The 22,930-nt window shown below is 65.3% G+C and carries 15 protein-coding genes; 6 read left to right on the top strand and 9 right to left on the bottom strand.

Annotated elements, in window-relative coordinates:
* Nucleotides 1-9: 9 nt before the first annotated feature.
* Nucleotides 10-1,515, bottom strand: coding sequence for an L-aspartate oxidase (locus tag VN706_25425; protein HXT18993.1), 1,506 nt, complete (start codon nt 1,513-1,515; stop codon nt 10-12).
* 26 nt (nt 1,516-1,541) lie between these two features.
* Between VN706_25425 and VN706_25430 the strand changes: the two genes are divergently transcribed.
* From VN706_25430 to VN706_25455, 6 genes are read left to right on the top strand one after another with little or no spacing between them, the layout of a single operon-like run.
* On the top strand, nt 1,542-2,579 hold the full coding sequence (locus VN706_25430; protein HXT18994.1) for a BMP family ABC transporter substrate-binding protein: 1,038 nt from the start codon (nt 1,542-1,544) through the stop codon (nt 2,577-2,579).
* Entirely contained in the window at nt 2,576-4,147 is a 1,572-nt protein-coding gene (locus tag VN706_25435) for an ABC transporter ATP-binding protein (protein ID HXT18995.1), read from the top strand. The genes VN706_25430 and VN706_25435 overlap by 4 nt, the downstream gene beginning before the upstream one ends.
* A gap of 16 nt (nt 4,148-4,163) precedes the next feature.
* The gene (locus VN706_25440) at nt 4,164-5,207 is read left to right on the top strand and encodes an ABC transporter permease (protein HXT18996.1); all 1,044 of its coding nucleotides are present in this window, start codon (nt 4,164-4,166) and stop codon (nt 5,205-5,207) included.
* Nucleotides 5,204-6,085: an ABC transporter permease gene (locus tag VN706_25445; GenBank protein HXT18997.1), complete on the top strand. Its 882-nt coding sequence runs from the start codon at nt 5,204-5,206 to the stop codon at nt 6,083-6,085. Before VN706_25440 ends, VN706_25445 begins: the two co-directional genes overlap by 4 nt.
* 28 nt (nt 6,086-6,113) lie before the next feature.
* The gene (locus tag VN706_25450; protein ID HXT18998.1) at nt 6,114-7,451 is read left to right on the top strand and encodes an MFS transporter; all 1,338 of its coding nucleotides are present in this window, start codon (nt 6,114-6,116) and stop codon (nt 7,449-7,451) included.
* 46 nt (nt 7,452-7,497) lie between these two features.
* The gene (locus VN706_25455; GenBank protein HXT18999.1) at nt 7,498-9,564 is read left to right on the top strand and encodes a hypothetical protein; all 2,067 of its coding nucleotides are present in this window, start codon (nt 7,498-7,500) and stop codon (nt 9,562-9,564) included.
* 122 nt (nt 9,565-9,686) lie between these two features.
* On the opposite strand, the gene VN706_25460 is transcribed toward VN706_25455, so the two are convergent.
* The 8 genes from VN706_25460 to VN706_25495 form a co-directional block, all read right to left on the bottom strand.
* Nucleotides 9,687-10,277 carry an ANTAR domain-containing protein gene (locus VN706_25460; GenBank protein ID HXT19000.1) on the bottom strand — a complete coding sequence of 197 codons (591 nt, stop codon included), beginning with the start codon at nt 10,275-10,277 and terminating at the stop codon, nt 9,687-9,689.
* A 95-nt stretch (nt 10,278-10,372) separates the two neighbouring features.
* Complete coding sequence (locus VN706_25465; protein HXT19001.1) at nt 10,373-12,382, bottom strand: ATP-binding protein; 2,010 nt, start codon at nt 12,380-12,382, stop codon at nt 10,373-10,375.
* Between the two features lie 154 nt (nt 12,383-12,536).
* Nucleotides 12,537-13,829, bottom strand: a complete 1,293-nt coding sequence (locus VN706_25470) for an NAD(P)/FAD-dependent oxidoreductase (protein HXT19002.1) — start codon at nt 13,827-13,829, stop codon at nt 12,537-12,539.
* Between the two features lie 48 nt (nt 13,830-13,877).
* The gene (locus tag VN706_25475; protein HXT19003.1) at nt 13,878-14,984 is read right to left on the bottom strand and encodes an NAD(P)H-dependent oxidoreductase; all 1,107 of its coding nucleotides are present in this window, start codon (nt 14,982-14,984) and stop codon (nt 13,878-13,880) included.
* Nucleotides 14,985-15,001: 17 nt separating this feature from the next.
* Nucleotides 15,002-16,609 carry a sodium:solute symporter gene (locus VN706_25480; GenBank protein HXT19004.1) on the bottom strand — a complete coding sequence of 536 codons (1,608 nt, stop codon included), beginning with the start codon at nt 16,607-16,609 and terminating at the stop codon, nt 15,002-15,004.
* Nucleotides 16,610-16,702: 93 nt separating this feature from the next.
* Entirely contained in the window at nt 16,703-17,407 is a 705-nt protein-coding gene (locus VN706_25485; protein ID HXT19005.1) for a LysE family translocator, read from the bottom strand.
* A gap of 17 nt (nt 17,408-17,424) precedes the next feature.
* Complete coding sequence (locus VN706_25490; protein HXT19006.1) at nt 17,425-20,055, bottom strand: PIG-L family deacetylase; 2,631 nt, start codon at nt 20,053-20,055, stop codon at nt 17,425-17,427.
* Nucleotides 20,052-22,802 (bottom strand): 2-oxoglutarate dehydrogenase E1 component, encoded by a 2,751-nt coding sequence (locus VN706_25495; GenBank protein HXT19007.1) that lies wholly within the window; start codon nt 22,800-22,802, stop codon nt 20,052-20,054. The genes VN706_25490 and VN706_25495 overlap by 4 nt, the downstream gene beginning before the upstream one ends.
* Nucleotides 22,803-22,930 lie beyond the last annotated feature (128 nt).

The raw sequence follows: 22,930 nt of genomic DNA on the forward strand, positions 1-22,930 counted from the left end.
TGACGACGATTAGAGCTCTATGTGCCGCCCCCGCCAATCCCGCTTCGCGCGCGGAAAATCGGCCCGATAGTGCCCGCCGCGCGACTCGCGCCGCCGGAGCGCGGCCTCGACGACGAGCTGAGCGGTTTGCAGCATGTTCACTTCTTCCGTCGCGCCCTCGGGCAATCGCGTACCGATCTCCTCGAGACGCTCGGCTGCCGTGTTCAACCCACGCGCCGTCCGCGCGATGCCGGCGAAATCCCACATCACCGCGCGAATCGCATCCGCCGCGACCTGCGCCGCACCGCGATCCGCGAGCGGCGGCACCTTCCACTTCCCAGGTTTGGGGACGCTCCGGAGTCGCTGATTCTTCTCGACGTCCCGCGCGACACGCTCGGCGAACACCAGACCCTCGAGCAGTGAGTTCGATGCCAGGCGATTCGCGCCGTGCACGCCGGTGCGCGCAACTTCGCCAACGGCGTACAATCGCGGCGCGCTCGATTGGCCGCAGAGATCGGTGACGACGCCGCCCATCATGTAGTGCGCGGCCGGCGTCACCGGAATGAGATCCTTGCGTGGATCGATGCCGCGCGCCTCACACAGCGCGAAGATGCCCGGGAAGCGATCGACGAATCCCTGGCCAAGCTTTCGTGCATCGAGATACACCGGGCCGCTCCGCTTCTCGCGAAAGATCGCGCGCGCCACCACGTCGCGCGGCGCCAGCTCGGCGAGACGATGCCGGCCTTTCATGAAACGCACGCCGCGCGAGTTCACGAGCACCGCGCCTTCGCCGCGCACGGCCTCGGAGATGAGCGCGAGCGGATTTTCCCGCGTATCGAGCGCCGTCGGATGAAACTGTACGAACTCCATGTCGGCGAGCGTCGCGCCGGCACGATGCGCGATCGCGTAGCCGTCGCCTGTGGCGACGACCGGATTCGTCGTGTAGCGATAGATCTGCCCGCAACCGCCGGTCGCGAGGACAGTCGCGTCGGCAATGATCTCGGTCGCGCGGCCGGCGATGCTCGCGCGCACGCCGATACACGCGCCGCGCCGCATGATGAGATCGAGCACGCGCGCCTTCTCGAGCACGCGAATGCGCTTCGTCTCACGCACGCGCGCCACGAGCGTTCGCGCCACCTCGGCACCCGTCTGATCGCCATGCGCGTGGACGATGCGGTTCTTCGAGTGTGCCGCTTCGCGTCCAAGCTGAAGACGACCCTTGGGATCGAGGTCGAAATCAGCGCCGGCGGTCTGCAACTCTCTCACGCGCGCCGGCCCCTCCTCGACGAGCACCTGGACCGCGGCGGCATCACAGAGCGCCGCGCCGGCGGCCAGCGTGTCCTGCCGATGCAGCGAGGGCGAATCACCGGCGCCGAGTGCGGCGGCGATTCCACCCTGAGCATAGGCGGTGGCGCTGTCGAACAGCGAACGCTTCGTCAGCAGCAACACGTCGCCGTGCTCCGAGGCACGCCACGCGGTATGAAGACCGGCGACGCCGCTGCCGACGACGAGGAAGCGCGTTCTGATCTGGTCCATTTGGGCTAAACATACCAAGTTGGATCATGCGAAAGCTGCTCATCCTCGTGGGCGTGCTGGTCGTCGTCCACGTGGCCCTCCTTTTCGTGCATCCCGCCCAGAGCGCGCAGGCCGCGTCGGACAATGCCGTGAACGTCGGCATCGTGCTCGACGTGGGCGGCCTGGGCGACAAGTCCTTCAACGACGGCGCGTATCGCGGCGCCGTGCTGGCCGAGAAACAGCTCGGCGCCAAGATCCGTCTCATCGAGCCGGGCGAAGGCAGCGATCGCGAAGCGGGACTGCGGTTGCTGGCCGCGGAGCACATGGATCTCGTCATCGGCGTCGGCTTCATCTTCACCGACGACGCCACGCAGCTCGCCAAGGAATATCCCAACGTCAACTTCGCGGTCGTCGATTACGCGATCGCCACCGACACGGCGGGCAAACCGATCCCGCCGCCGCCGAACCTGGCCGCGCTCAAGTTCAAGGAAGAGGAAGGCTCCTTCCTCGTCGGTGCGATGGCGGCGCTCGTCGGCAACTCGAAGAAAGTCGGATTCGTCGGCGGCATGGACGTACCGCTCATTCAGAAGTTTGAAGCAGGCTATCGCGCCGGTGTGAAGTACGTCTGTCCGAGTTGCACCGTCATCGCGCAATACGCGGGTGTCACGCCCGAAGCATTTCGCAATCCGGGCAAGGGCAAGGAGCTCGCGCTCAATCAGTACAACCAGGGCGTGAACATCATCTATCATGCGTCGGGCTCGACCGGCCTCGGCGTCTTCGAGGCGGCGCGGCAGGCCGGCAAGTACGCGATCGGTGTGGATGCGGATCAGTACAGCGAAGCCCCGGGCCGCGTGCTGACCTCGATGGTGAAAGGCATCGACGTGTCGGTATTCGACATGATCAAGCGCGTGAAAGATCACACGTTCAAAGGCGGGATTTACACGTACGGCCTCGCGCAGAACGGCGTTGGCTACGTGTACGACGAGCACAATCGCGCGCTGATCCCCGACAGCGTACACACGCGTCTCGAGCAGATCAAAGCCGACATCATCTCGGGCAAGATCACCGTCCCCTCCACACGATGAGTATGGCGGAACCGACACTCCCCTTCGCCATCCGCCTCACCGACATCGAGAAGAACTTCGGGCCCGTTCAGGCCAATCGCGGAGCGTCGCTCGAGGTCGCGCCGGGCGAGATTCACGCGCTCGTTGGCGAGAACGGCGCGGGCAAGTCGACGCTGATGCGCGTGCTGAGCGGCATGTATTCGCCCGACGGCGGTCGTATGGAAGTCAACGGCCGCGATGTCACAGGTTGGAGCACGGCCGACGCGATCGACGCCGGCGTGGGCATGGTGCACCAGCACTTCATGCTCGTGCCGACGCTCACCGTCGCGGAAAACGTCATGCTCGGCCGCGAGCTGACGCGCGGCGGACAGCTCGATACGCGGCGCGCCGAACGTGAAGTCATGCAGCTTGGCACGTCGACGGGCCTGACGGTGCAAGCCGATCGCCTCGTGTCGGATCTCTCGGTCGGCGAAGCGCAACGTGTCGAGATTCTGAAAACGCTCTATCGCGGCGCCAGGATCTTGATTCTCGACGAGCCGACCGCGGTGCTCTCGCCGCCCGAGATCGACGAGCTGTGGCAAGTACTGCGGCAGATGCGCGCGCGCGGCGAAACGATCGTGCTCATCACGCACAAGCTCGATGAAGTGATGGAGATCTCCGACACGATCACCGTCATGCGCCACGGTAAAACCGTCGGCCGCCTTCGCACCGCGGACACGACGCCCGAGGAAATCGCGCGAACGATGGTTGGCCGAGATGTGTCGCTGGCGATGAACTACGTCGCGGACGAACGTGGCATCACATCGAGAACATCGCCCAACGCGTCGGCGGAGCCGCTGCTCGTGGTGAAGAACCTCGTCGTTGAAAGCGCGCGGCGGCTGGTCGCGGTGAACGACGTCAGCTTCTCCATCGCACCGGGCGAGATCCTGGGCGTCGCCGGCGTCGAAGGCAACGGACAGACCGAGTTGCTCGAGGCACTCGCTGGACTGCGCCCGGCAAAGCGCGGCGAGATTCGTATTGGCACTCGCGACGTGACATCGCTCTCCGTGAAAGCGCGCGGTGACGCCGGACTGTCGCACATTCCGGAAGATCGCCATCTGCGCGGCTTGATCCTCGACTATTCGGTCGCCGAGAATCTCGTGCTCGGCCAGCAGCATCATTTCACGAGGGGCGCGCGGCTCGATCAGCCGCGGATCGCCGGCAACGCGCGCGAGCAGATCGAGCGCTTCGACATTCGTCCGGCGGACGCGGCGCTTCCCGCTCGCGCGCTCTCCGGTGGCAACCAGCAGAAGATCGTCATCGCGCGCGAGATGGGACGCGCGTTTCAAGTGCTGCTCGCCGCGCAGCCCACGCGCGGCGTGGACGTCGGCGCCATCGAGTTCATTCACGCGCGGCTTCGCGAAGCGCGCGACGCCGGCAAGGCGATTCTCCTGGTGTCCGCGGACCTCGCGGAGATTCTCGCGCTCTCTGATCGAATCGCCGTGATGTACGGCGGCCGATTCGTGACCGTGATGCCACGCGGCCAGGCGAGCGAAGAAGTGCTCGGACCGTACATGACCGGCGCCTCGAAGACCGGAGACGCCGCGTGAGACAACTGAGAGAACAATGAGAGAGCAACTCGAGGAGGCGGTACTTCCGGCGATCGTCGCGTTGCTCGTCGCGGCGATCGTCGGCGATATTCTAATTCTCTCATTTGGCCAGAACCCGGGCACAGTCTATCGCCTGCTGATCGAGGGTACCTGGGGCAACGCGTACGGATTCGGCCAGGTGTTGTACAAGGCGACCACGCTGACGTTCACGGGCCTTGCCGTTGCGATCGGCCTGCGCGCCGGGCTGTTCAACATCGGCGCCGAGAGTCAGCTCGCGGCCGGTGGATTCCTTGCCGCGCTGCTCGGTCTCGTGCTTCCGGCAAGCCTCCCGTCGATTGTCGCGCTCCCGCTCTTCATCGTCGCCGCGGCGCTCGGCGGCGGGATCGTCGGCGGCGTGCCGGGTGTGCTCAAGGCAAGATTCGGCGCGCACGAAGTCATTACGACGATCATGCTCAACTTCATCGTGCTCGCACTGCTGAACTATTTCGTCGTCGCGCATCTCAAGGTCGAAGGTACGTTGCACACGAGCGACATCCACACGGGCGCGATCTCGCGGTTGTCGGATTTCATCGGTGCGTTCCATGGGTCGGCGGCGAATCTCGTGATCGTGCTCGCCGTGCTCACGGTGATCGGCGCCTGGTGGTTCTTGTTTCGTACGCGCCGCGGTTTCGAGTTGCGCGCCACGGGCCTGCAGCCCGAGGCGGCGGAGTACGGCGGCGTCGACGTGCGCGCCGTGTGGTGGCGCGCGATGGCGCTCTCCGGTGCACTCGCCGGCCTAGGCGGATTGAATTTTGTGCTCGGATACAAGCACTACTACGAGGAGGCCTTCGCGTCGGGCGCCGGATTTCTTGGCATCGCGGTCGCGATCGTGGGACGCAACCATCCGATTGGTGTGGCGCTTGCGGCGCTCGTGTTCGCGACGCTCTCGCAAGGCGGCCTGGCGGTGAACGCCGCGGTGCCGAAGCAGATTGTCGACGTGTTGCAGGCCGTCGTGATCATCGCCGTCGCGGCGTCGGTGCCCGAGGTGCGGCGTATGTTGCGTGTCGGGAGGCGCGCGTGATTCTTTTCGCCTTTCTCGCCCAGACACTTCGCATCGCCATACCGTACCTCTTCGCGGCGAGCGGCGGTGTGATCTCCGAGCGTGCGGGTCTCATCGGCCTGGGGCTCGAGGGCTACATGCTCGGCGGCGCGTTCTGCGGCGCGATCGCCGGGTATTACTCGGGCAATCCCTGGATAGGACTGATTGGTGCATTGGCCGGCGGTGCCGCGCTCGCGCTGCTGTATGCCGTGACGGCCATTCGCTTTCGCGCCGATCAAGTCGTTGTCGGCATCGCGATCAATCTGCTCGTGACCGGCGCGACGCGATTCTTCCTGCGGTTGTTCTTTCACAGTTCTGCAAACTCGCCGCGCATTCCCGGTTTCGGCGGTGAACGAACCGGCACGGGCATCGCGGCGCTCGCCGGCAACCCGATGATCTGGTTGGGGCTCATCGCCGTCGCGTATGTCGGGTGGCTGTTGTATCACACGCCGTTCGGATTGCGCGTGCGCGCCGCCGGCGAGCATCCGGCGGCCGCCGTCACGCTCGGCGTGCCGCTCAATCGCGTGCGGTATCTCGCGGCGGCGTTGTCTGGCATGCTCGCCGCGCTCGGGGGCGCATACCTCGCGCTCGACCAGCACCAGTTCAGCGCGGAGATGACCGCGGGACGCGGGTTCATCGCGTTGGCCGCGACGATCTTCGGTCGATGGGATCCCTGGCGTGCCGCGCTCGCGTGCCTGCTCTTCGCCGCCGCTGAAACATTGCAGATTCAATTGCAGGGCGCGCAGGCGATTCCGTCGCAGTTCGTCGAGATGATCCCGTATGCGCTGACGATCATTGCGCTGGCGGGCGTCGTCGGACGCGCCGTACCGCCGGCCGCGCTGGGCAAGGTCACCGAGTAGGATTCGGCGACCGGCCTACCTTTATTCGATGCCGCAATCTCTATCCCCGAATCCCGCCTCCACCGAACGGGGAGCCCAAGCCAAGAAGACCGACGTCGGCAAGCTGACCGTGTTGATGATCACCGCGTTCATCGACATGGTCGGCGTGCTGATGATCATTCCGCTCATGCCGTTCTACGCGAAGAATTTCGGCGCGAACGGACTCATGGTCGGATTGCTCGTGTCCGCGTTTTCCGTCGCGCAGCTGCTCAGCGCGCCAATCTGGGGGCGCTTCTCGGATCGATACGGACGGCGCCCCGCGCTGATCGTCGGCATTACCGGTTCGATGATCGCATATGTCGTATTCGCATATGCGAATTCATTGTGGCTGCTGTTTCTCTCGCGGCTGATTCAAGGGTCGGGCGGCGGAACGGTCGGCGTGATTCAAGCGTACGTCGCCGACGCCGTGGCGCCCGAACAGCGTGCGAAAGGCTTGGGCTGGCTGTCCGCGGCGACGAACGCCGGCGTCGCCCTCGGCCCCGTGGTTGGTGGGCAGGCGTTGCATTTCGGAGGCGCTCACGGACCAGGCTTGGCCGCGGCTGTTCTCTGTTTCCTGAACATCATTTTCGCGTTCCATTTTCTGGCCGAATCGCGCGACATGGTCGAAGCGCGTTCGAGTGTCCATGTTCCTGGACGCTCGACAAAGGCGGTGTTGCGCGTCGTAACACACTCGAACGAGGCCGCCCCGAGACTGATCTGGATCTATGCCATCGGCATTGGTGCATTTCAGGGCTTGAATGCGATTCTGGCGTTGTTTCTGGCGGCGCGGTTTGGTGTGACGACGGACACAATTCAGTATTTCTACGCGTACATCGGTGTCATCTCGATGCTGACGCGCGCGTTCCTGCTGGGACGAGCCGTCGACAGATTCGGCGAGGTGCGGCTGTCGAGGATCGGCCAGGCGCTGTTGGCGCTTGGCCTTGCGGCGATGCCGCTCACGCACCGTCTGAGCGATCCTGGCGCGTTGGCGGCCAAGCTGGGCGGACTGTTGCCGGTGTCGGCCGTGACGATACTTCCATTCGTGCCGCTCGCCCTCGCCGTTGCGCTATTGCCCTTAGGGACGGCATTCACGTTTCCGTGTGTTACCGCGATGTTGTCGCGGGTGATTCCCAGTCGTGAGCGCGGGCTTTACATGGGCGTACAACAGACGTTCGGCGGGATTGCTCGCGTCGTGTTTCCAATTCTGGCAGGCTGGGCCTTCGACCGCTTCCCGGAGCTTCCGTTCTTTGCATCGGCCACGCTCGTGGCTGGCACGATTCTGCTAGGGCTGGGTATGGAAGAATTCACTCGTCCCAAGCGCGAACCCGAAGCCGCTCCGGCGGCTTAATTCACGCCGCAAGGCAATAGTCCTGATGATCTTCGGAGGTCGTCGCATGTTCGCTCCTCAGGTGCGTGGAGCGTTGATCCTTGGCTCGGTGCTGGTATTTGCGTCCGCGTGTGGCGGCAGCGGCTCCGAGCCAACTGGTACAACGAACGGTACGAACGCGGCCGCCGTTGCCGTCGTTTCCGGGAATGGACAGACGGGCCTCATTGGCACCGCGTTGTCGTTGCCGCTCGTCGTGAAGGTGACGACGACCGCCGGCACGGTGGTGCCCGGCGCGACGGTGAACTTCGTCGTCACGGTCGGCGCGGCGAGCGTATCACCCGCAAGCGCGATCACCGACGCTGCCGGTCAGGCGAGAACGGTGGTGACGTTCGGATCGTCGGCGGGCGGCGTCGTGGTGACGGCGACCGTCGCGGGCACGTCGCTGTCGACGACGTTCAATCTCGTCGCCGGGACATCGACAACGGCCAGTGCGTGCAGCACCGGCGGCGCCGTGCAATCGCCGGCCGCCGGCACCGTGCTTCCCGGTGTGAGCGGCACCGGCATTTGCTTGAGCGGTGGAACGTCCGGCGCGGACTACGCGCTGGTTGCCTTCAACAGCAATCCCGACTCGAGCCTCGCCGTGACCAACTTCTCGGTGCGGTCCGCCGGGATCGTACCGTTGACCACGGCCGACGTGGCGCCATCGGCGAACGTCGTGCCCACGTCGTCGGCGCTTCGTTTGGGACGGAACGCGCAGCAGCGCTTCGACATGCAGTTGCGTGAAACGGCGAGGCGCGAATTGGCGGCCCGCATTCCCGCCGCACGTGCATGGCGGAATCAGCGCACCTCCTCCGGCGCGTCGTTCAACGCGATTCCGTCGTCGCTGAGCATTGGACAGACCATCACGCTCAACGCGAACGGCAATCAGGCGTGCGATGCACCCATCAACGTTCGCGCGCGTGTCGTTGCAACTTCGAACACGGCGATCATCGTCGCCGACAGCGCCAATCCGACGGGTGGGTTCACCGACGCCGAGTACGCATCGTTCGCCACGACGTTCGATACGCTCATCAATCCGCTCGACGTCAACGCCTTCGGCCAGCCCACCGATATCGACAGGAATGGCAAGATTCTCATCCTGTTCACGAAGGAAGTGAACAAGCTCACGCCGCGCGGCAGCGATGGCGTGATCGGCGGCTTCACCTTCGAGCGCGATCTCTTCCCGATCAAGGACACCGTCATCGCCGGTACGACCGTTCGCGGCTGCGCCGGAAGCAACCAGGGCGAGATGTTCTACATGCTGGTGCCCGATCCCGCCGGCGTGTTCAGCGATTCGCGCAGCAAAAGCGGCGTGTCCAATCTGACCGCCGGCACGCTGGCCCACGAGTACCAGCACTTGATCAACGCCGCCCGCCGCATCTACATCAACGATGCGGATGATTTCGAGACGGTGTGGCTCAACGAAGGCTTGAGCCACATTGCCGAGGAGTTGCTGTATTACCGTCTGAGCGGCAAGTCGCCGCGCCAGAACATCGGCGTCAACGACATCATCAACGATCAGGCGACGTACTTCAACAATCAGGGCGACAATCTCAGCCGCTTCCAGATTTTCCTAGGGATGCCGTCACAGACCGGCGTGTATGCAGCCAACGATTCGCTCGAGACGCGCGGCGCCGACTGGAATCTTCTGCGGTACCTCGCCGACCATCGCGGATCGTCGGATGCCGATACGTGGCAGCTGCTCGACAACTCCAAGGTCGAGGGACTGAACAACCTCGCCGGTGTGTTCGGCACGAACATCATGACACAGATTCGCGACTGGGCTACGTCGGTCTATAGCGACGACGTCGCGGGGGTTACGGACCCGCGGTTCCTCGAGCCAAGCTGGAACCACCGCTCGATCTTTCCGCACTTGTGCATCGATTCGAACACGAATTGCACGACGCTCAACAAATATCCGTTGCAGCTCACGCCACTTTCGGATCAATCGCCGGCGACGGTGCCGCTCGTGGCCGGCGGCGCGGCGTACTTCCGGTTCACGGTGCCGGCCGGTACACAGGCGTCGATCGACTGGACGTCGGGTGGGTTGCCCGTGTCGCCGTTGGTGCAATTCACCGTCGTGCGAAGCAAGTAGCGAGTCATCCCGACCGGAGTGAAACGACCGAGGGATCTAACATCTCGATAGAGGGCTGAGCCCTCATACCGGGACGCTAGATCCCTCGCTACGCTCGGGATGACAACCTTCGCGTGTCGCGCCTAGCGAGTTTCTTTCGCCGCCGTCTCCTGAAACCCCGGCTCACTCGCCAGCACCGCTCGCGCGATCTCGACCATCGGTACGCTGCGATCCTGACTCGTGCGCTGCAGAATGCGATACGCCTCCTGCTCCGACGAACCGGTACGGCGCATGAGAATGCCCTTCGCGCGCTCGATCGTCTTGCGATTCTCGAGCGCCGTGCGCGCCGACTCGGCATCCTGGCGCGCGGCCATCAACTCCTTGGCGCGCGTCGCGGCCAAGCGAATCGTTGAATCGAGCACGCGCGGCGGCGCCGGCTTGGGAAGGAAGGCAATCGCGGCCGTCGCGGTGACGTCGCGATCGCTCAACGTCAGCGTGTGATCGCCGCTGAACAGTACGACGGCGACACCCGGCACCGTCTGCGTGATGCGCTCCGCCGCCTCGATGCCTGATCCATCCGGCATGTGCACGTCCAGCAGCACCACGTCCGGCACGACATCCTTGGCGCGCTCGAACGCTTCGCGGCCCGTCGACACTTCCGCGACGATCGTGTGGCCGAGCGTGCTGAGCAGATCGATGAGCAACGAGCGCGCGTTGTCATCGTCTTCGGCCACGAGTACGCGGATGCGTGAAACTTGGTCTGTCATCATACGGAATCTGTCCCCGCGCGGCGCACAATGCCAGCGGTGAAGGCGGATCGTTCCCGCGGTCAGCCTTCGCCGGCGACCTGCGCGAGTAACTCTGAAGTTCTTACAGGTTTACGGAGAATGAAATCTCCGTCCGCGCCGGCGCCGACGCGTGGTTCCCATCCCGTGACGATGCCGATCCGCATCGACGGCCATCGGCCACGGGCGAGTGCGGTGAGATCCCAACCGCTGCCGTCGGACAACCCGATGTCGGTGACGAGCACCTCGTACGGGGGATCCGCCTTCTCCAACAACGCCGTCGCGTCCGATACCCCCATCGCGGTGTCGACCTGATGGCCGTCGGACTCGAGCAGCGCCTGCATGAACTCGCGGCTGTCCGGATGATCTTCTACTAAGAGCACGCGCCGCGCAACCCGTTTCTTTGGCGGAATCACTTCTGTAGGCTCCGAAACAGGCGTCGCCGCGGCCGTTGGGAAAACCAGCCGAATCGTCGTCCCCACGCCCGGTGTCGACTCGATTTCCGCGTGCCCGCGATGCCGCTTCACGATGCCATACACCTCGGCCAGGCCGAGTCCGGTGCCCATCCGGCCCTTCGTGGTGAAGAACGGCTCGAACGCGCGCTCGCGAACCTCGGCCGACATGCCGATCCCGGAATCGCGAATCTCCAGCTTGACCTCGCCATCGGACACCAGCGTCTTCATGCCGAGCGTACCGCCGCCCGCCATGGCGTCGAGCGCGTTTTGCACGAGGTTGAGCAACGCCTCGCGGAGCTCGCCGGTGATGCCGCGAATCATCGCCGTGCCGGGCTCGACGAGATCGCGCTCGAAGTGCACCTGGCCACCGCGTGCGCGCTCGGCCCAGAGCGGACGCGTCATTGCCACGACTTCGTCGCACACGACGGACAGATCGACGAGCTCCTCGCGCTCGGCCTGGAGCGGTTCCTGGCGGATGAATCGCCCGACGCGTGCGGCCGTCGCGGCGCCAGTCTCCGCGGCTTTGCCGATGCGCTGCGCGTAGTCGCGCACCGCGTCAGGATTCTCCGCGTTGGCCTCGAGCAGATAGGCCGCCGCCATGATCGGATTCAGCGCGTTGTTGACGTCGTGCATGACGCCCGCCGCAAGCTGGCCGACGGCGGCAAGGCGACGCTCGCGCGACCGCGCTTCCTGAAGCGCCAGCAGCTCGGCGGTGCGTTCCTGCACCATTCGCTCGAGACGTTCCGCTTCCGTCGACACCCGCTCATAGAGCTCGGCGGTTCGTTTCGCTTCAGCTTCGAGCGCTTTCGCGAGCTGCGTCTTCACCGTCACGTCGCGTTCGACGGTCACGGCACCGCGAATTTTCCCGTGCTCGTCGTAGAGCGGATTCGAGTTGACTTCGATGATCAGCTGCGTGCCATCGACCCCGCGGCGGACCGCGAGCGTCTCTCCGCGCACGCGCTCGCCGCGCAACGCGCGCGCGGTGGGATGCTCGTGCATGAAGAGACTCGTGCCGTCGATCGTGCGCGGGCGATCGAGCTGCCACAGCTCGCGCAGCGTCGAAGGCTGGCCGCCCGGATGATCCTGCAGCGCCTGCGTGTTCGAGCGAACCGTGCGCCCTTCGGTGTCGAAGACGCGCACCGAGTCGGGAATAACGTCGAAGATCGACTCGAGCTGCGCGACGTTTCGGCTGAGGGTTTCACGCAGCTCTTCTCGCTCGCTGACGTCGTTGCCGGCGAAGAGAACGCCGCGGCTCCCCGATTCTTCGCTGAGCGGCGCGAACGTCGTCTCGATGAGGCGACGTCCGCCGCGATGCTGAAACGGCACGCGCAGGGGCGCGGCGACCGCGCCGCCGCGCAGCGCGGAATCAATCTGATCGGTGAGGTCGGCGAGCGCGTTCGGAAACGCGTCGTAGATCGAGACCTTCACCGGCGTTCCATTGACGCCGGTCAGCTCCCGATAGCGGGCATTCGCGTTCACGAGCCGCTGTTCGCCGTCGAAAATGGCGATGGCCAGCGGGACCGCTTCGAACAGCGCCTCGAAGCGAACACCGGTAATGCCGATGCGCGCGAAATCGAGGCCGGCGGAGGGCTGCGTCACGAAAAAGCTCTGGTGGTGCCGGGTGGGGGGCCAAAAAACAGGGCTACGGGGCCCATTTCTAGACGGCTTCGCGGGGAATTCCGCAACATCGCGCGGCGAGTGGCCGCAGGTCGCTGCCCCTGGGCCGATGACCTACCACGTCGCTACCGCGTTGCTACCACGCCGGAGGTAACGTGCCTCGAGCGGCCGGCGCCGGCGAACCCGTCGTGATGAGGCGCGCGCCGCGCTGATAGGTGAAGAACGAGTATCCCCACTCGATGAGAACACTTATGCGATTTCGAAAGCCCGCCAGATACATGATGTGCACGAGCAGCCACGTCCACCAGGCGACCGGCCCGGAGAGATTTCGTCCGGCGAGCACGCCGACCGCGCGGTAGCGGCCGATCGTCGCAAGATCGCCTTTGTTGCGATAGCGAAACGACTCGCGCGGCTCGCGACGAATGGCGTGGACGACGTTGCGCGCCGCGGTGCGCCCGCTCTGCATCGCCGCCGGCGCGACTCCCGGCACGGGCTTTCCCCGGCTCGTCATGGCCGCGAGATCGCCGACGACGAAAATCTCCGGATGGCCAGGCACGCTCAAATCGGCATTCACGAGCACGCGTCCGGCGCGATCGCACGGCGCGCCGAGTGAGGCGCCGAGTGCCGCGGCGGCGTTGCCGGCGGCCCAGAAGATGGTGTGGGAGTCGAGCCGCTCGTCGCCCATTTTCACGAAGCCGTCGCCGACGTCGGTGACGAGTGTGTTGGTGCGCACCTCGACGCCGAGCTCGACGAGATCGCGCCGCGCGGCTTCGGAGAGCTCTTCCGGCATGGCGGGCAGGATGCGCGGCCCACCCTCGACGAGCACGATGCGCGCGGACGCCGTGTCGATGCGCCGGAAATCGCGCGGCAGCGCCTGGCGCGCGATGGTGGGCAGCATGCCCGCCAGCTCGACGCCGGTTGGCCCGCCGCCGATGATGACGAACGTGAGGTTCGCCGCGCGCTCGGCGGCATCGTCGGTTCGTTCAGCCCGCTCAAAGGCCATGAGCCAGCGCCGGCGCAGCTCGGTGGCGTCGTCGATGCTCTTGAGGCCGGGCGCAAGGCGCTCCCAGTCGTCGTGGCCGAAGTACGAGTGGCGTGCGCCGGCGGCGATGATTAGATAATCGTAGTTATATTTCTTTGAATCACCCGTCGCGATCGCGTGCGCCGCCGGATCGACCGCGGTCACGTCACCGAGCAGAACCTCGGTATTTGCTTGGTTGCGCAGCAGCCAGCGGATGGGCGCCGCGATGTCGGCCGGCGACAGCATGGCCGTCGCGACCTGATAGAGGAGCGGCTGAAAGACGTGATGATTGGTGCGGTCGATGACCGTCACGTCGACTGGAGCATGCTTCAGTTGGCGAGCGGCATACAGGCCGCCGAAGCCGCCACCGATGATGATGACGCGTGGGCGGGTGGGGTTCGGTGCCATGCTCGAAAGGTACGGACTCTTTAGGCGGCCGAAATCCACGGCCGACGATCACTTCGGCCGTGGATCCTTCAGATCGCGCCCAGGTTCGTCATAGCGGCCGTCCCGCTGCGCCTTGACCGTCGCCACCACCTCGCGCGCGACGTTGCGCATTTCCTCCTGCACCGCTTCGTCGGCGTCGAGTGCGTCGTGGCTGCGCGCGTACTCGTCCATGTAGCCGACGTATCGATCGATGACCGCCCGCCCCGCCTGCACGAGATGCATATCGAGCATCCAGTCGGTAAGCGAGCGACGCAGCGTCTCGGCGCCGGCCGCGTCTCCGTGCACGAAGACGCCGAAGGCGCGGCCGGCGAGATGCCGTGGATAATCCCACCCTTTCACTTCGATGGCCTTCGCCTCGTCCGGATGCTTGCCGTGCGTCGTCGTCGGATCCGGGTTGCCGCCGTCCGCGCACACGAGCCGATCGATCATGAGCTTGAGCACGGCCGGCGCCTGATACCAATACACCGGCGTCACGACGATGACGCCGTGCGCCGCGACCCAGCGCGAATAGATCTCGTTCATCCAATCATTCACCTGGCCAATTGCATGATTGGGGTAGCACGAGCACGGCCAGTGGCAGAGCGGCATCGCCGTCGACACACATCCCTTGCAGGGATAGATCACACGCCCATACTCGGCAGTCAGCGCACTCAGGTCGAGAAAGTCGCACTCGCACTCGGCATCCGCGCCCACGATCTCCTTTGCCAGATTCGCGAAGCGAAACGTCTTCGACATCTCGCCCGGGCAGGTTTGATCGGTACGCGCGCTCGCGCAGATCACGAGAATGCGGCGCTTCGCTCCTGGTGCATCGTGCGCCTGCTGCGCGTCGTGAATGGCGCGGCGCGCGGCGAGCCATTCGATCGGCAGCGGGTGCTCCGGATCGGCGAAGCCGGGTCCGGCCTTTTCGGTGCGCGGACTCTTTCGATATTCGTGATACGACTCCCACGCGACGTCGCGCGCGCGGGCGATCTCATCACTGACTGCTTCGAACGCGGGATCGTAGAACCGTTCGTCGAAGCGCTTGTCGAACTCTTTCTTGCTGAGCGCTACGTCGGTTTGGCCTTTGCGAACCGTCGGTACATCCGGCAGGGCCGGCACTTCGCGGTCGTCGCTCATCGGGAGCTCCGTGCGGTTTATCGAGTAGCGGCGGCGCGCAGCGCGGCGCGCGATCCCGTGACTGAACTGACCAGCATGCCGACGATCACCACCGTCACGGCGCCGACGACGTTGTGCCAGAGAAACGACACCGACGGCGCGCCGAAGTTCACGGCGGCGACAGCACACATGCCCGAGATCAAGCCGATGAAGGCGCCGGTCGCGTTCGCGCGCGCGATCATGCTCAGCAGGAAGACGCCGAGGATCGATCCGTAAAAGAACGATCCAAACCGGTTCACGACCTCGATCAGCGAGCCGAGGTTCACCGCATACGTCGCGACGATGCAGGCCAGGAGGCCCCAAAGCGCCGTCGCGGTCCGCGACACCTTGAGGAAATGTGAATCGGGGCCGTCGCTCCGCACCCATCGCTTGTAGAAGTCGACGACGCTCGCCGTCGAGAGCGACATCAGCTCGCCGGAGATGGCGTTCATCGCCGCGGCGATTACCGCCGCGATGAAGATGCCGGCGAGGCCGATCGGCAGATGGTCGATCACGAAGCGCGGGATGATGTAGTTCACGTCCTTGGCCGGCTGCCCGGTAACCTTGCTCGCCAGGTCGAGCGCGCGCGTCCGCACGGAATCGCGCGCGGCGGGCGTGGACGCGGCGGCGAACTGCTGCTCGAGCTGGCCATACAGCACGGGTTGCGCGTGTCTCACCGCGCGCTCGTGCGCGGGATTGAACAACAACGGCTGTTGATGATATTGATAGAATACGAATACCAATACTCCAACAAGCAGCACCAGGGCCTGGAGGGGAATCTTCCAGTAGGCGCTGATCAGGAGCGAGCTCCGCGCTTCGTCCACCGACTTCGCCGACAGATAGCGCTGCACCTGGCTCTGATCCGTGCCGAAATACGAGAGTTGCAGGAACGTTCCGCCGATCAGGCCCGACCAGAACGTGTAGGTGTTCGTGAGGCTGAACGAGAAATCGAACACCTTGAGCCGCCCCGCCGACCCCGCGAGATGCAGCGCCGCACTCGGCGTCACGGGAATCTGCACCAGCAGCACGACGACCATCGCGATCAACGCACCGACGATCAGGAACATCTGCTTGACGTCAACCCACGTCAGCGCCTGCACGCCGCCGATCATGGTGTAGAGAATCGCCGGCACGCCGATCAATGCCACCGACCACGCGACGGGCCAGCCGAAAATCGCCGAGAAGACCACGGCAGGCGCGGAGATGATCGTCCCGCACGACATGGCGCGCGAGATCAGAAACAGAAACGCGGTGAGGGAGCGCGTCTTCGCGTCGAAGCGGCGCTCGAGAAACTCGTACGCGGTGTACACGCGTGCACCGTGCAGAAACGGCACGAGCGTCACGCCGAGAATGACCATCGCCAGCGGCAGCCCGAAATAGAACTGAATGAAGCGCATGCCGTCGGTCGCGCCCTGGCCGGTCGTGCCGATCATCGTGACGGCCGAGAGTTGCGTCGCCATCACGGACAATCCAACCGCCCACCACGGCAAGCTGCGGTTGGCGAGGAAGTAGCCTTCGATCTCTTTCGTCCCGCGCGAGCGGCGGATGCCGTCGATCACGATGTACGTGATCCAGCCGACGACGATCACCCAGTTGAGTGGATTCACGTTACGGCGTGTACACGCGCTGAAGAATCCAGAGGAGCACGAGCGTGATCACCTGCACGCCGAGCACGCGAGCGAGATTGCGTTGAAAGCGACTCATCGCCGGTCCCACGCGAGTCGCGCACCGAGCGCGATGAGCAGGCCGCCGGTGAGACGCTCCAACGTGGCGCGCACACGCGGCCGCGTGAGCACGACGCCGAGACGATCGACGAACCACGCGTATGCGGTGAGCCACACGAGGCCCATCGGGATGTGAATGCTCGCCAGCAGTAAACTGCGGCGCAGTACGCTCTCGCCGGGCGAGATGAATTGCGGGAGGAAGGTGAGATAAAAAATCGCCACCTTCGGGTTGAGAATGTTGGTGAGGAAGCCCTGGAGGAAGGGTTTGAGCAGAGGCATGTCATCCCGAGCGAGCGGAGCGAGTCGAGGGACCCCCTTCTCAGCGGAGCGCTGCTCGTCCGCCAGGACGGGAGTCCCTCGACTCCGGCGCTGCGCGCCTCCGCTCGGGATGACCACACTTTCCCGTATCGCCTGCACCCCGATCCACACCAGATACGCCGCCCCCACGGTCTTCACCACATTGTACGCCGTCGCCGAGGTCGCGAGGATCGCCGACAGCCCAAGCGCAGAGAACGTCGCGTGCACCACGCAGCCGAGACAGATGCCGACGATCGTCAGCATCGTACGACGCCGGCCGTAGGCCAGCACGTTGCGCGTCACCAGCGCCATGTCCGCGCCGGGCAGAATCGTCAACACCGCGGCGACGCCAATGAATGCGAACAGCCGCGGATCGATCGACATGAGTGAAGTTGTATAGCCTAGGGTTTCGGCTGCTCGGACCGCCGCACCGCGGGACGCGTCGCGGCCTTCTGATTCGCCGACAGCAGATTGATGAACAACCGCGCTGCTCCCGGATTCCCCGCGGGCAGCTGCCGGAAAAATGCGAACGTCGTATAGATGTACGTACCCTTGCCGACCGGCGCCACCAGGACCGCCGCATCGTTCGGCGGCTCACCCGGATCGTTGATCGAGAACACCGTGCGATAGCGCGCGTCGAACGAACGCGGCATGTACGACGAACGTTCCTGCACCCAATTCGAGAAATCGCGCTCGGTAATCCGATTCGGCAGCGTCACGATCGGCGAGCCCGGGTCGATCACACGCACCGGCGCGGTCTCGTCGGTGACTCGATCCGCCGCCGGACGACTCAACGTGATCGGATACGGCAGAATCCCCGGCTGCTGATACGGAAACTGGCCGTACTGGACCACCATCGTGCCGCCATTGCGCACGAACTGCATGAGCAGCGGATTGTTCGTGACGAGCGCCTTGTTCGCTTCGTACGCGCGCGGTCCGACGACGATCGTCGAGAACCCCGACAGCTTCGCCTGCGCCAACGTCGCCGGATCGAGCTCGACGACGGGGAGGCCAAGCTCCTCGAGCATCGGCATGACGTTGTCGCCAACGCCGCGGATGTAGCCGACGCGAAGATTCGCGAACGTCGCATCCACCGCCTCGACTTGGACGGTCGAGCGCCGATAATAGCGCAGCGGCCGAATGTGCTCGTACTCGATCGGCACGAAACCGAGCGCGAACGTGCGGCCTGGGCTTGCACTCGTCGTTGCCACGGCGCGAATCGAATCGCGGCCAGGCGCCATGCGGCCGTGCACTCGAAAGTGCAACGTCGCATCGCCAAAGGCCGGCAAGGTCACGTGACGATGCGAACTGTCGGCGCTCAATCCGGCCGGCAGCGCGAGCGACACCTCGACGTCGCGCGGCGCCGTGGCGGCCGAGTGCACGTACACGAGCAGCGTGCGGTCGAGGGGCGCGTTGGCGCGCGCGTATTCGATCTCGTGCTCCAGCAACACCGAAATCTCCGGCACCGTAGCAACGGGGCGCCGCACTTCGCCGCGCGCGGGGTCAGCGAACCGATACACGATCGGCGCCTCCGTGACAGGCACCGACACACCGCCCATCCGCAGCACGACTTCCACGCCGGAGCTCTGCAAATGATCCTCGCCCGCGATCATCTCCGACAACGGCTGATTGAACATGTCGCCGCGCATCGGGCGGCGCAGCCACCATGGAATGGTCGGTGAATCGGCGCCGACGAAATGCAACATCTGGCGTCCGACGCTGTCGGGCAGAATTGGAGGTACGCGCTTTGACGCAACGCCGAGCTGGCCGATCAGCGACGCGCTCTCGAGCGCGATCGGCGACGAACCTCGGTTGTATACCGAAACCGTGACGGGCATGGTGTCGCGCACGGCGATCAACTCGCGCGGCGCCGTTGCTTCGACGATCACACCGGCGGCATCGAGCAGCGCGTTGACGGCTCTCTCACGCGTCGCACTGAGCGCCAGCGCCAGGTCTCCTTCCTCTCCCCGGCAACTCGGCGTATCCGGATCGATCACATCGCGTGTCGTGCACGTGATTCCGGCATCCGCACGCGACGCAAGCCGCACGTACGATTCCAGCGGGGCGACCACTTTCTGCGGTTGCGTCAGATCGAGCGATGCGCGAACCTGTCCTTCGACGATCGGCAGCGAGTCGATCGCCGTGCGCACCGAGTCGGCGGTCCGAAGCGAGTGGAATCGCGCCCAGCTCGTGTCGATTCCGTCGAACAACCCTTTCTCGCGCGCGTTGACATCGGAGACGCGCGACACCTCGAGCACCACACCGCTGAATCGCGGTCCGTGCTGCGGCAGCGCACCCTGGCCCTGCGAGCGATGCTGCGACCGGCTCGCCGTCGCGACCTCGGAGTACGACGTGCCGAGCAATGGGTCGTACTGGCCGACGTTGAACGACAACGATCCGCCTCCGCCGCGACGCAGTCGATAGAACTTGAGCGGCGTCCACGGCGCGAGCCCGCCCAGCTTCGAGGGCGGGAAGCGCACCGAATCCGCCGCGGCGTCGAACACCTCGCGCGCGATCACGCCCGAGAACTGGTGCTGCCCATGTCCATCGGCCGGCGTTCCGGTGAATACCGCGATGATCACCTGCGGCCGGAACGCGCGGACGATCGCCACGGCATCCGAGAGGATGGAATCCTTCGGCCAATGCTGAAGCGCGTCGTCCAGCGTTTTAGAGAATCCGAAATCGTACGCGCGCGCGAAGTACTGGTGTCCGCCGTCGATGCGCCGCGCCGCGAGCAGCTCTTCGGTGCGGATCATGCCTAGTACAGGGCCGAGCTCGTTGCCGATGAGGTTCTGGCCGCCGTCGCCGCGCGTCAGCGAGAGATAGGCCGTCTCGACGTGCTTCGCTTTCGCGAGGTACGCAATGAGCTGCGTGTCTTCATCATCGGGATGCGCGCCGATCATCAGCACGCGCGTCGTGGTGCCGAGTCCGGCTGCGAGCTCGCCCAATGCAGCGGCGCCGCGTCCCTGCGCGTGGAGACGCGGCGCAACGAGCGCGGCGATCAGCGACAGCAATACCGTACGCTTCATCATCCCCGCGCAACACCAGCTTTCTTGCGCGACGAAGCCGACGGGGTGTAGGTCCGCGCCTCTTTGACGATGCGCGCCTGCTCCTCGTCGTGCGACGCCTTGTAGCCTTCCGCGGGGCTCGATCGCTCCGGCCGGCCGACGTAGCGCAGCGTCGTCACCGTGCCGATCGACGCGCGCAGCCGCGGCTGCACGTACGTCCACGCGCCCATGTTCTTCGGCTCTTCCTGCGCCCACACCACTTCTTCGACGTTTGGATACTGGTCGACGAGATCGCCGATCTCGCGCGGCCACGGCGCAAGCTCTTCGACACGCACGATCGCGACGTTCGGCGGCCGATCGCCGCCCGACGTCAGATCGTAGTAGATCTTGCCGGTGCAGAACACCATGCGCTGCACGGCATCACGGTTCTGTGAAGCGATTGGGTCGTCGATGACCGGACGGAAGCTTCCGTTCGTGAGATCTTCGAGCTTCGACGCCGCCTCGGGCATGCGCAGCAGCGATTTCGGCTGCATGAGCACGAGCGGTTTGCGCGGCCGCCGCATGGCCTGACGTCGCAGCATGTGAAAGTACTGCGCGGGCGTCGATGGATACGCCACGGTCATGTTGTCTTCGGCCGACAGTTGCAGATAGCGCTCCAGCCGTGCGCTCGAATGCTCCGGCCCCTGCCCTTCGTAGCCGTGTGGCAGCAGCATCGCGAGCCCTGACTCCTGCCGCCACTTGGCGCGGCCCGCCGAGATGAACTGATCGACGATCGGCTGCGCGACGTTCGCGAAATCGCCGTACTGCGCTTCCCACAGCACCAGCTCATCCGGCGCGGCGATGCTGAAGCCGTACTCGAAGCCGAGGACCGCGGTCTCCGACAGCGGGCTATTATAGACTTCGAATGCCCCGCTCGCCTGCGGCAAATTCTGGAGCGGCGTAACGAGCTCGCCCGTGTTCACGTCGTGCAGCACCGCCTGCCGATGCGAAAACGTTCCACGCTCGGCATCCTGGCCGGTGATGCGCACGCTCACGCCGTCGGTGAGCAGCGATGCGAACGCCAGCGCTTCGGCATGCCCCCAGTCGATGCCGCCCTTGCTGATCGCATCGCGCCGGCGCGGCAGCGTGCGCTGCATGGTCGGGTGCAGCTTGAACGTCGAGGGCCAGCTCAGGAGCTGCTCGTTCAGCGCCACCAATTTCTCGGCGCGCACGGCCGTCTCGACGTTGGGCATCGACGGCGACGGGGCCTGCTCGTCGTTGTGCGTGTCCGCCGCGTCGGCCTTCTTCATCTCCTGGTAGATGGCCTGGAAACGATCCTTGAGCGCCTTGTCGGCGCCGCTGACGTCGTCTTCCGTGACGATGCGTTCGCGCACCAGGCGCGCCCCGAATACCTCGCGCGGCGTCGGATGCTCGGAGATCAGCTTGTACATCAGCGGCTGCGTGAACGCCGGCTGATCGGCCTCGTTGTGCCCGTGACGGCGGTAGCCGACCAGGTCGATGAGGAAGTCCTTATTAAAGCGATGGCGATAGGCTACGGCCAATCGCACCGCTTGCACACAGGATTCCGCGTCGTCGCCGTTGACGTGCACGACGGGAATCTCGAAACCCTTGGCCAGATCGCTGGCGTAGTGCGTGGAGCGCGCGTCGATCGGATCGGTGGTGAAGCCGACCTGATTGTTCGCGATGACGTGCAGCGTGCCGCCGACGCGATAGCCGCGCAGCAGCGACATGTTGAGTGTTTCCGCAACGACGCCCTCGCCGGGGAATGACGCGTCGCCGTGCACGACGATCGGCAGGACGCTCGCCTCGTCGCGCGCGTTTGGCGCGCCGCCCTCGACGCGCTGCCGTGCCCGCGCGACGCCACCGACCACGGGATTCACAACTTCCAAATGGCTGGGGTTGGGCACCAGCTCGATCGAGATCGTTCCCGCACCCTGCACCTCGCGGGCCCCGCGATATCCCTTGTGATACTTCACGTCGCCCGTGTCGCTCTCGGCGTTCGTTGCCGGATGCCGTCCCTCGAACTCCTCGAACAGCGCGCGGTACGTCTTGCCCATGACGTTCGTGAGCACGTTGAGACGACCGCGATGCGCCATGCCGATCACGATGTGCCGCGCGCCCTTCTGCGCGCCCTGCGCGATCGCCTCGTCGAGCATCGGTACGAGCGCGTCCACGCCCTCGATCGAGAACCGCTTCACGCTCACGTAGGCGAGACCGAGGAAGCGCTCGAGCCCGTCGACTTCGGTGAGGCGCTGAAGGAGCGTCTTCTTCTCGTCGGGTGAGAGCGGCTCGGTCGCGGCGCCCGACTCGATCGTCGAGCGGAACCACTCGCGCTCCGCTTCTTCGCTCAGGTGCTCGAACTCGAAGCCGATGGCGCCGCAGTACAGATCGCGCATACGCTGCACGACGTCGGCCGCCGTCCCCGTGTCATAGCCGAGTGCCGTCGCCGGAATGTCCTGCAAATCGGCTTCGGTGATGCCGTGGAATTCTGGCTTGAGCTCGGCCGCGCCGGGCGGCGGCGATCCGAGCGGATCGATCTGCACGGCGAGGTGGCCGAAGCTCTTGATGGCACTGATCAACGACGCCGCGGCGGCCGCTTTCCGCAGCAGTGATCCGTCGACGCCCGTCGCCGCACCGCCGCGTCCGCCGATCTGCTCGGCGAAGCGGAAGAACTGGCGCCAGGACTCATCGACGGAGTTGGGATCGCGTCGGTACGCGTCATACTGCTCGGCGATGTAGCCGTCGTTGTAGACGCTGGAGATGGGCAACATATAGACGAGAAATGTAACGGCGCTCTGCGCCTGCGGCGCGGAGCGCGGGTGTGTCGCGGCTGCGCCGCGGGGGGTGTCGGCGCGAAGCGCCGGGGGATGTCCGCGCGCTACGCGCGCGAGGCACTACC

The organism is Gemmatimonadaceae bacterium, from assembly GCA_035606695.1.
Taxonomy (GTDB): Bacteria; Gemmatimonadota; Gemmatimonadetes; order Gemmatimonadales; family Gemmatimonadaceae; genus JAQBQB01.